The 10,262-nt window shown below is 60.9% G+C and carries 12 protein-coding genes; 7 read left to right on the top strand and 5 right to left on the bottom strand.

What is annotated here, in order from left to right; all coding sequences use genetic code 11:
- From PMI28_RS12580 to PMI28_RS12595, 4 genes are all read left to right on the top strand, one after another.
- A partial coding sequence (locus PMI28_RS12580; RefSeq protein ID WP_007987726.1) for an OmpP1/FadL family transporter occupies window positions 1-927 on the top strand: 927 nt, incomplete at its 5' end.
- A gap of 50 nt (window positions 928-977) precedes the next feature.
- Complete coding sequence (locus PMI28_RS12585) at window positions 978-1,652, top strand: DUF3313 domain-containing protein (RefSeq protein ID WP_007987723.1); 675 nt, start codon at window positions 978-980, stop codon at window positions 1,650-1,652.
- A gap of 574 nt (window positions 1,653-2,226) precedes the next feature.
- Entirely contained in the window at window positions 2,227-2,949 is a 723-nt protein-coding gene (gene pcsA / locus PMI28_RS12590; RefSeq protein ID WP_007987720.1) for a phosphatidylcholine synthase, read from the top strand.
- A 2-nt stretch (window positions 2,950-2,951) separates the two neighbouring features.
- Window positions 2,952-3,338: a DUF488 domain-containing protein gene (locus PMI28_RS12595; protein WP_007987717.1), complete on the top strand. Its 387-nt coding sequence runs from the start codon at window positions 2,952-2,954 to the stop codon at window positions 3,336-3,338.
- Window positions 3,339-3,462: 124 nt separating this feature from the next.
- Here PMI28_RS12595 and PMI28_RS12600 read toward each other — a convergent pair whose 3' ends face one another.
- Together PMI28_RS12600 and PMI28_RS12605 are read right to left on the bottom strand one after the other, a co-directional pair.
- Window positions 3,463-4,275 (bottom strand): class I SAM-dependent methyltransferase, encoded by an 813-nt coding sequence (locus PMI28_RS12600; RefSeq protein WP_007987716.1) that lies wholly within the window; start codon window positions 4,273-4,275, stop codon window positions 3,463-3,465.
- A gap of 44 nt (window positions 4,276-4,319) precedes the next feature.
- Entirely contained in the window at window positions 4,320-4,589 is a 270-nt protein-coding gene (locus PMI28_RS12605; protein WP_007987714.1) for a DUF4242 domain-containing protein, read from the bottom strand.
- Between the two features lie 180 nt (window positions 4,590-4,769).
- Here PMI28_RS12605 and PMI28_RS12610 point away from each other — a divergent pair, with 180 nt between their 5' ends.
- The gene (locus PMI28_RS12610; RefSeq protein ID WP_007987712.1) at window positions 4,770-5,762 is read left to right on the top strand and encodes an AraC family transcriptional regulator; all 993 of its coding nucleotides are present in this window, start codon (window positions 4,770-4,772) and stop codon (window positions 5,760-5,762) included.
- Between the two features lie 9 nt (window positions 5,763-5,771).
- Here PMI28_RS12610 and PMI28_RS12615 read toward each other — a convergent pair whose 3' ends face one another.
- The 3 genes from PMI28_RS12615 to PMI28_RS12625 form a co-directional block, all read right to left on the bottom strand.
- Entirely contained in the window at window positions 5,772-6,989 is a 1,218-nt protein-coding gene (locus PMI28_RS12615; protein ID WP_007987710.1) for a cytochrome c biogenesis protein DipZ, read from the bottom strand.
- Window positions 6,990-7,135: 146 nt separating this feature from the next.
- Window positions 7,136-7,390: a hypothetical protein gene (locus PMI28_RS12620; RefSeq protein ID WP_007987707.1), complete on the bottom strand. Its 255-nt coding sequence runs from the start codon at window positions 7,388-7,390 to the stop codon at window positions 7,136-7,138.
- 48 nt (window positions 7,391-7,438) lie between these two features.
- On the bottom strand, window positions 7,439-7,702 hold the full coding sequence (locus PMI28_RS12625; protein WP_007987700.1) for a DUF2790 domain-containing protein: 264 nt from the start codon (window positions 7,700-7,702) through the stop codon (window positions 7,439-7,441).
- 306 nt (window positions 7,703-8,008) lie between these two features.
- Between PMI28_RS12625 and PMI28_RS12630 the strand changes: the two genes are divergently transcribed.
- The gene (locus PMI28_RS12630) at window positions 8,009-8,749 is read left to right on the top strand and encodes a response regulator (protein ID WP_007978356.1); all 741 of its coding nucleotides are present in this window, start codon (window positions 8,009-8,011) and stop codon (window positions 8,747-8,749) included.
- Window positions 8,746-10,065 carry an ATP-binding protein gene (locus tag PMI28_RS12635; protein WP_007987698.1) on the top strand — a complete coding sequence of 440 codons (1,320 nt, stop codon included), beginning with the start codon at window positions 8,746-8,748 and terminating at the stop codon, window positions 10,063-10,065. The genes PMI28_RS12630 and PMI28_RS12635 overlap by 4 nt, the downstream gene beginning before the upstream one ends.
- The last annotated feature ends 197 nt before the right edge of the window (window positions 10,066-10,262 follow it).

Genomic DNA, 10,262 nt, shown 5'->3' with positions numbered 1-10,262 from the left:
CACTGGAGCGTCGGTTTCGGCCAGTACGGTGACTTCGGGTTGGCGGTCAATTACGACAACGATTGGTCAGGCCGCTACTTCACGCAGAACTCCAGCCTGCTCGGCCTGTCGCTGGTACCGAGCGTGGCCTATCGCTTCAACGAGCAGTGGTCGGTCGGCCTCGGCATCAAGGCCATGTACGGCATGTTAAAGGCAGACACTGCCATCGACCGCTCCCCTTTCGGCTTCACTGACCGCGCTGACGGCCAATTCAAATACAGGGACAACACCTGGGGCTATGGCGCCAACGTCGGCGTGATCTACGCCCCGCAACCCGGCACACGCATCGGCCTGACCTACACCAGCCAGGTTGATCTGGACTTCGAGGACCGGCTCGATGTGAAGGGCGATGGACGTCTGCTCGAGCGCGTCAACAACACCAACACCGAACTCGACATGAAGGTGCCGCAAACCGTAACCCTGAGCCTGTTCCAGCAACTGGACCGGCAATGGGCTCTGCTGGCCTCGGCCAACTGGCAGGACTGGTCCGAGTTCGGCGATATCGCCGTGGAGGTCGACACCACGGCGTTTGGAGCGCAATCGACTACGGTCGACGCCGGCTTCAAGGACACCTGGCATCTCTCCCTGGGTGCGCAATACCAGGCCACCGAGCAGTGGTTGTGGAACTTCGGCGTGGCCTACGACAGCAGCGCCGTGTCGGACAGCAATCGCAGTGTGGTGGTACCGATGAACGAATCCTGGCGCATTGCGACAGGAGCCACCTATGCTCTGAACAAGGACACCGATGTCAATGTCAGTTGGGCCATGGTCTGGCTCGGCGACATGCCGGTTGACCAGGCCAAATCCGCATCGGGCAATCGAATTTCCGGTCAATTCGACAATGCCTGGATACAAGCCTTGGCCGGGAATATGACCTGGCGCTTCTGATGTCTTGTAAACGTAAGAACGACGATTTTATCCAAGGAGTAAACACCACTATGAATCTGTCTCGAAAACTGCTCGTCGGCGCCACGCTGGCCGGTCTGTTACTAGGCGGTTGCACCTCGAAAGTCACTGAGAAGGCGCAATACTCAGGCTTCCTGTCCAACTACAACAACCTGCAGGAAGTCCAGACGCCTAGCGGCGGAACCGCGATGCGCTGGGTCAGCCCTTCGTGGAACGCGAATGCGTATGACACCGTGGTGTTCAACAAACTGGAGCTGTACCCGGCGCCCAAACCCAATGAGCGAGTCAACCAGCAGACGCTGGCCGACATTCAGAACTACATGACCAACAAGGCCAAGGCCACACTGGGCCAGAAGTACCGCGTAGTGTCCAATTCCTCCTCCGCACCGGCGGGTTCCCGGTCCCTGATCATGCGTGCGGCGATTACCGGGGTCAGCGCCGAAAACGAAGGCATGAAGTGGTATGAAGTGGTCCCCATCGCAGCCGTAGTCGGGGCAACGCAGGCAGCCACCGGTCACCGTGACCAGGAAACCATCCTGTTCATCGAAGCCGAGTTCATCGACGCGAAGAGCAATCAGACCGTGGCCAAAGTGGTCCGCAAGGTGTTTGGCACCGCCCTGGAAAATGAGAGCCAAAAGGTTACCGCCAAGGACTTCAAGGCGGCGATCGACAAAATGGGTACCGACTTCCAGGCGTTCCTGAAGTAACACGCTCTTGTGGCGAGGGAGCTTGCTCCCTCGCTACATGAAGTCCGGCATCAGATATTTTTTCATCTCGACGGTGATCGTCTGCCGAGATCTGTGCAGTTCCGCCCATGGCCATGGGGGCGTTACGTTTTTGCCGCCAAAGCCAATTCAGGCACCGCCCCTGACCTGCTGCTCCAGATGCAGCCAGGTACATCTCCGAGGCCATTCCAGCATCGGTCGCCGAGCCCGCCCTGGGCCGACGCGCCAGCGCCCCCCTGTTACGCCATCGAGCCCTGACCGGCGCGCAGTAACTGTTCGAGCAGATCGCTGGTGTTCATGCCGTTTGTCCTCTTTGGAAGGGTTTTATCCAGTCAGGCAACGATAGTCCCCGCAGGTGAATGTGCCAGCACCGTTGGGCTGACGTGCCCTCACTACCGCGGATTTGTCCGGGGTGTTTTTTGCCGGCGCAGCTAAGATTCATAGGTGGTGAACCTTATTCCTGGATACCCGGTCGATACCTGCAACCCGACCCGGTTTGCCACTGCCCCTACCCGGGGCGATAACTGGCTTGCTTCATTTACTGGAGAACGCCCCTGTGATTTCAACCCTTTACATCGCCAGACTCAAAGCATGGGGCGCCCATGGTTTTACGGCCACCGGCGTAGTCACCGCTTTCCTCGCCACCCTGTCGCTGCTGGATAACCAGCCGACCCATTGCCTGCTGTGGCTGGGTGTCGCCCTGATCGTCGACGGGCTGGACGGTGCGCTGGCGCGCAAGGTCAATGTGCAGTCGGTGCTGCCGAGCTTCGATGGCTCGATCCTCGACCTGGTGATCGATTACCTGACGTATGTGTTTATCCCGGCATTGTTCATCTATCGCTACATCCCGTTGCCGGACTACACCTTGCTGCTGAGCGTGTCGCTGATTCTGGTGTCGTCGCTGTTCTGCTTCTGCAACGTCAACATGAAGAGCAAGGACAACTACTTCCAGGGCTTCCCCGCCGCCTGGAACGTGGTTGCCCTGTGCCTGTACATCATCGCCCCGTCGCCGTGGATCACTTTCTTTACCGTCATTGGCCTGGCCCTGCTGACCGTGACCCGGATGAAATTCCTGCATCCGTTCCGCGTACGCCGGTTCATGCCGATCAACATAGCGGTGACGGCCATCTGGCTGCTGTGCAGCTTGTCGCTGGTGCTCAACCATCCGCTGATCAACCCGTTGGTAATGGGGCTGTGGCTGCTGATGTCGGCGTATTTCCTGGGCATCTGCTTGTGGCGCACGGCACTTGAGTGGTTCGACGAATCGCGGCTCAAGTAGCCATGCCGATCCATATCGTTCAACTCGGATCACCCCGTCGACCGGACGAAGGATTGCGCCTGGGCACGGTACGCCGCCCTCCCCGTGGCGTACCGAAAGCCGAATTCGCCCTTCGGGATTTTTATGATGTCTGGCAACCGCTGCTGTCGCCCAGTGCGCAATTGGTGGCCGAGGCCAAGGCCGCGCAGGATGCCAGGGCCTGGGAGGTGTTCAGGCGCAAGTTCAAGGCCGAGATGAACCAGCCCGCTGCCAGTCAGATGCTGGACCTGCTGGCCGCGCTGTCCCATCAGACGTCCCTGGCCGTGGGGTGTTATTGCGAGGATGAAGCGCATTGTCATCGGTCGGTATTGCGCGAGTTGCTGGAGGCGCGGGGGGCGAAGGTCATTTAGCCGGCATCACCAATCCCCCTGTGGGAGCGGGCTTGCTCGCGAAAGCGTACATTCAGCCAGCATTGATGCGACTGACACACCGCTTTCGCGAGCAAGCCCGCTCCCACATTTGGCTTGTGGTCACTCAACGCCGTGTGATCACCACCTCCAGGTATTCACTCGGCACCACCAGCGACTTGTCGCCCGCCCGGTTCATCCGGTTGATCAAGTCGGACAGGTCCGTTTCCAGGGCCATGGCGCCATCCGGTGGCAGTGCCGCGAAGGCTTTGTGCACCGGTCCGTACCAGTCGCGGAAGGTGTCGATGAAATGCGCCGCCGAGCGATAGCGGAAATTAAAGGTGCGGCGCGTCACCTGCAGCAGAAACTCACGCTCGTCAAAATGCTCGTGCAGCCAGGCTTCGGTGCCCCAGCGCGAGGGCGGATTCGCTCCCGGCGGGGGCGGCAGGTGCTGGCCCAGGGTCTTGAACATCTGGCCGACGAAACCTTCCGGCGTCCAGTTGGCCAGGCCAATCCGGCCGCCCGGGCGACAAACCCGCGCCAGTTCCGCGGCGGCTTTGGGCTGGTCCGGCGCGAACATCACGCCGAAGGTAGAAAGCACGGCGTCAAAACTTGCATCGGCGAATGGCAAGGCTTCGGCGTCCGCGACCTGGAAGGTGACATTCAGGCGTTCTGCCCGGGCCCGTTCTTCGCCGCGCTCCAGCAAGGCAGCGACATAGTCGGTGGAAGTCACCTGGCAACCACGACGCGCAGCGGCGAGTGTCGCGTTGCCGTTGCCGGCGGCAACGTCGAGCACGCGTTCATCGCACAACAGGTCGCAGGCTTCGGCCAGTTGCTCGCCGACGATCTGCAGGGTGGTGCCGATCACGGCGTAGTCGCCGCTGGCCCACGAGGCCATCTGGCGGTTTTTCAAGGCAGTCAGATCAATGGGTGTACTCATGGAGACGGTCTCTGGGTTGAAACACGAATCGGGTCCGGTCGCGGTTACTCCGCCGTCGTCGGATCGATGATGTTCATGACCCGGGAAATGCGGTTGGCGGGAAAACCACTGATCCTGGCGTGCTCCTGGATCTGCTCCTCGCTCGGCGAGATGTACACGCAGTAGAGCTTGTCGCCGGTGACATAGCTCTGCAGCCATTGCACCTCCGGCAACTCACGCAACGCCCGGCAGGACTTTTGCGAAGCGGCTTTCAAATCCCTTTCCGACAGCGCACCGGCGCCCTGGATCTCGCGTTCAATCACGAACTTCGGCATGGCAACCTCTCTTTTCTTGTTGTGGGTGGCAGGGCCGGCACAGACCCTGTGAACCAACTATCGTCCTGACGGGCGCTGGCGTCCTGCCCGATCGTCGCCCAAGCCTGCCCGATCGTCCGGAGATTCCACGTTGCGCGCCGAGGCGTTCACAATCAGGAATCCTGCCACGGGGATCTCCCTATGGACGCTCTGTCACAGACCCTGCGCGTTGTGCACCTGGTCGGCGCGATCTTTATCAATGCCCGGTTCACCGCGCCCTGGTGTTACCAGTCGCCCAGCGCAGACACGGCAGCGCCGTTTCTGGAGCCCGATGCGGAACGGGTGGTGATCTTCCACTTGATCACCGAAGGCGAGTGTTACGTGGAACTGGGTGATGAGCCACCGCTGCTCCTGAGTGCGGGTGACGTGGTGATCTTCCCCCAGGGTGATGCCCATCGCATGTGCTCCCGTCCGGGATTGCCCCCGGCCACGGGTGCGCGACTGGATGCGGTGCTGGCACGCCGCCCCCGCCAACTGAGTTATGGCGGGGGTGGCGCGGTCACCCGGTTGGTGTGCGGCTACCTGGCGTGCGACACGCGTCTGGCGGGCATATTGCTCAAGGGTTTACCCGCTGTGGTGCGGGTCAATGTGCGCGGTTCGAATGCCGGTATCTGGCTGGAATCCTCCGTGCGCTATGCCCTCGCCGAAGCCCGTTCACCCCGCCCCGGCGGCGAAGGGGTATTGGCCAAACTGGCCGAAGTGCTGTTCATCGAAGTGTTGCGCCTGTACATGAACGAACAGGGCGAAGGGCGCACGGGCTGGCTGGCCGGTGTGCGCGACCGGATTGTCGGCGCCGCCCTCAATGCCTTGCACAAAAAACCCTGCCACGCCTGGACACTGGACGAACTGGCACGCACCGCCAGCACGTCGAGATCGGTGTTGGCCGAACGCTTCCAGCAACTGGTGGGGATGTCGCCGATGCAGTACCTGACGCAATGGCGCATGCTGCTGGCCGCCAATCTGTTACGCAGCAGCAACAGTTCATTGATGCGGATCGCCGAAGAAGTCGGTTACCAGACCGATACCGCCTTCAGCCGCGCCTTCCGGCGCGAGTTCGGTACGCCGCCGGCGGCATGGCGGCGCGGTCAGGAGAAAAAAACCATGGCCCACGAGGCTAGGCCCGTGAGCCATTGATCGAATGGTTCAAGCCGCTGGCGCGCTGGCCCTGGCCTCCTCCAGCAACTGCTGAATCATTTTTTCCTGCGTGTCGTAGCTGCCTTCACCGAAGTGGGTGTAACGCACCTGCCCCTTGGCATCGATGATGTAGTGCGCCGGCCAGTACTGGTTGTCGAAGTTGCGCCAGATCGCGTAGTTGTTGTCGATCGCCACCGGGTAGGTGATGCCGTATTCCTTCACTTTGGCCCTGACGTTGTCGATGATGCGTTCAAAGCCATATTCAGGCGTGTGCACGCCGATCACTACCAGTCCGTCCTTTTCATATTTCTTCGCCCAGTCCTTCACGTACGGCAAGGTGTGCTTGCAGTTGATGCAGTCGAAGGTCCAGAAGTCCACTAGCACCACTTTGCCTTTCAAGGCTTCGTTACTCAGTGCGGGCGAGTTGAGCCATTCCACTGCGCCGGACAGCGAGGGCATGGCGCCTTGGGCGTTGTCCATGGCGCTGTCGGCCTTGACCTTGCTGACCAGGTAATCGACGACTTTCGGCACGGTTTCCAGCACGCCCTTCTCCACACGGCTGACACCTTCCGATGAGGTGTTGGCCAGCAACAGGTCATTGGCGCCAGTGGCGATCACCGCCGCACCGGCCAGCACCGCAACCCCGGTGCCACGACGCAACCAGCCAGTGACCGGGATCGACGGTTTCAAACGATTGACCAGGCCGCGACCGGCAAAGATCAACGTGCCCAAGGACAACGCACTGCCCGCGCCATAAGCCACCAGCAGCAGACTGGTGCCGGCGCTCGCGCCTTGCAGCATGGCACTGGTGAGAATCACCCCGAGGATCGGCCCGGCGCACGGTGCCCAGAGCAACCCGGTGGCGACACCGATCATGATCGAAGCCACAGGCCCGGACATCTTGCGCGAGTCCGGGTCGATGCGATTGCCCAGCAGCACGAAAGGACGCGCCAGCCAGTCACCGACCCGGGCGGAAATCAGCGACAGAGCAAACAGCACCATCACGAACAGGGCGACGTGGCGGCCAGTGTTGCTGGCTTGAATCACCCACTCAGTGCTGACCACGGCCAGACTGGAGACCAGCGCAAAGGTCAGGACCATGCCGCCGAGGGTCAGCAGGATCGAGGAGCGTGTGCGGTCGGCACCGGCAAACAGAAAGGGCACGACCGGCAGGATGCACGGGCTGAGGACGGTCAATATGCCGCCCAGGAAAGCGATGAGTAACATGGGATCACCTAAGACAAATCAGAGGGCGACACACAATCAATGTGGGAGCGGGCTTGCTCGCGAAAGCATACATTCAGCCAGCGATGATGCGGCTGACACACCGCTTTCGCGAGCAAGCCCGCTCCCACAGTGGGTCGGGGGTGTTTTCAAGCCGTCTGCTCATCCAGCAACTGCCCCTGAGGCGTGCGGCTGGAACCATTCTCGGCAAGCATCTGCCCTTGCGGCGTACGGCTGGAACCGTCTTGCGCAAGGAAGCCTTGAGTGCCCTTCTCCTCCACCGGCGTGAGCTGGAAGCAGGTATTGCTGCCGCAGGCGCTTTGCTCGACAACGGCGTTGGCATGGGCGGCCGCACCGGTAATGGAAAAGGCGATAGCGGTAAGAAAGCGGGATACGTTGTTCATGATGTCCTTCCTGTTTCAAATGGATTAAGCGGTCGTTGATCGCAACACTCAGTTTTCCGAGTTGCAGTTGTCAGCCAACTTGCGGTAATCCAGCACCTGGCGGTTGGACTGGGAGTCGAGGTACGTCAGCCGCGCATTCACCACGCCGCAGGACGGTGTAGTGTCCTCGGTCAGCGACACCACTTTCTTGATGTCAAGTTGGGTGCCGTAGGTGTAGGTTTTAGGCGCAACATCGGCTTCGGCACGGGCCGACAGGGTGCAGATGTTCAGGGCGGCAAACAGGCAAGCGGCGTAGATGGCTTTGGTGTTCATGGCGAGTTCCTCAAGGTTTCGACAGGTTGATCGTTGGTTGATCCGAGGCGGTTGGGTTTGCCTCGATGGAACCTATTAAAAGCCTGCGAGGTATCTCGTCTGTGTCGGGAATCGGCGCGAATCAATCGGTTCGTATCAGAACGGGGCCTGGATACACAGCAATACAAAACCGCTGAAAACCGGCTTTTTTGCCTTCGTGTGTATCCTCAGGCAAGCCAGATACACTGCAATACAAAGGGCGGCAGGCGAGCCCGCCGAGGCTCGATAGACTGTGTGGCAATCCCCATTTATCAGAGGTTTGGCCCAATGGATCACGTTGATCACATCCTCATCGTTGACGATGACCGCGAAATCCGCGAGCTGGTAGGCAATTACCTGAAGAAGAACGGCCTGCGCACCACCGTCGTGGCGGATGGACGGCAGATGCGCGCTTTTCTGGAAACCACCCCGGTGGACCTGATCGTGCTGGACATCATGATGCCGGGGGACGATGGCCTGCTGCTCTGTCGCGAACTGCGCGCCGGCAAACACAAGACCACGCCAGTGCTGATGCTCACCGCCCGCAACGATGAAACCGACCGCATCCTCGGCCTGGAAATGGGCGCCGACGACTACCTGGTCAAGCCATTCGCTGCCCGTGAACTGCTGGCGCGGATCAACGCGGTGCTGCGGCGCACACGCATGCTGCCGCCGAACCTGGTGGTGACCGAAGCCAGCCGCCTGTTGGCCTTCGGCCGCTGGCGCCTGGACACCTCGGCCCGTCACCTGCTCGATGAAGACGGCACCATGGTCGCCCTGAGCGGTGCCGAGTATCGATTGCTGCGGGTGTTTCTCGATCATCCGCAACGGGTGCTCAATCGTGATCAATTGCTCAACCTGACCCAGGGCCGCGACGCCGACCTGTTCGACCGTTCCATCGATCTGCTGGTCAGTCGCCTGCGCCAGCGCCTGCTCGACGACGCCCGCGAACCGGCCTACATCAAGACCGTGCGCAGCGAAGGCTATGTGTTTTCCCTGCCGGTGGAAATCCTGGGCGATCAATCATGACGCGGGCGCTGCATTGGCCTCGGACCCTGGCCTCGCGGCTGTCGCTGATTTTCCTGATCGGCCTGATCCTCGCTCAGGCGCTGTCCTTCGGCGCGCAATATTACGAGCGCTACGAGTCCTCGAAAAACACCATGCTCGGCAACCTGGAAACCGACGTTTCCACGTCCATTGCCATCCTCGATCGCTTGCCCGCCGAGGAGCGGGCCGGTTGGCTGCAGCAACTGGAACGACGCAACTACAGTTACCTGCTCAATGAGGGGTCGCCCGGCACGCCCATCCGCACCGACATGCCCGATGCGCCCATAGCCATCGCCTCGATCAAGGACGCCATCGGCCATGACTACCCAATGACCTTCACCGACATCCCCGGGCCGAAAAAACATTTTCAAGTGCACCTGAACCTGGCGGATGGCAGCCCGCTGACCATCGACGTCCGCCCCGCAATGGTCCCGTTGTCGCCCTGGCTGCCCATCGTGTTGCTCGGGCAACTGGCGCTGATGCTGGTCTGTTCCTGGCTGGCGGTCAGAATCGCCATCCGCCCCCTCACCCGTCTTGCCGGAGCCGTCGAAACCCTGGACCCCAACGCCCATCCCGTGCTCCTGGACGAAAAAGGCCCGACCGAAGTCGCCCACGCTGCCAAGGCCTTCAACTCGATGCAGGCACGCATCGCTGCCTACTTGAAGGAACGCATGCAATTGCTCGCAGCGATTTCCCACGACCTGCAAACCCCGATCACGCGCATGAAACTGCGCGCCGAGTTCATGGACGACTCCAGCGAAAAAGACAAACTGTGGAACGACCTGGGCGAGATGGAACACCTGGTGCGCGAAGGCGTGGCCTATGCCCGCAGCATCCACGGAGCCACCGAAGAAAGCCGCCGCACCGACCTCGACTCGTTCCTCGATAGCCTGGTGTTCGACTACCAGGACGTGGGCAAGGACGTTCAGCTCACTGGCAAGAGTGCAGCCGTCATCGACACCCGCCCACACGCCTTGCGCCGGGTGCTGGTCAACCTGACGGACAACGCATTGAAGTTTGCCGGTGCTGCCGAGTTGCGGGTGGAAAAACAGGCCGATGGCAAGCTGTCGATCAAGATCCTCGATCGTGGCCCGGGGATTGCCGAGGAAGAACTGAAACAAGTGATGGAACCGTTCTACCGCGTGGAAAACTCCCGCAACCGCAGCACCGGTGGTACCGGGCTGGGGCTGGCGATTGCCCAGCAACTGGCGATAGCGATTGGTGGGTCGTTGACCTTGAGCAATCGCGAAGGGGGCGGGTTGTGTGCGGAGCTACGATTGCCAGTGCAGCAGGGTTAGGTTCAAGGGGCGAGGATTGCCAGCCCAGCCGTAAAAGAATCGTCGGCTGTCAGGCTCACACAATTGGATTGAGTATGTCTGCGACAGATGGGTTGGCTGGCAGGTCGCCTTCGCGAGCAAGCCCGCTCCCACAGGGGGATTGGGTATACCTGTGAGTAATTGGTCGGCTGACAGACCGCCATCGCGAGCAGGCTCAC

Origin of the sequence: Pseudomonas sp. GM48 (assembly GCF_000282335.1) — a bacterium.
Lineage (GTDB): Bacteria > Pseudomonadota > Gammaproteobacteria > Pseudomonadales > Pseudomonadaceae > Aquipseudomonas.
This window is presented reverse-complemented; position numbering and strand designations above follow the sequence as displayed.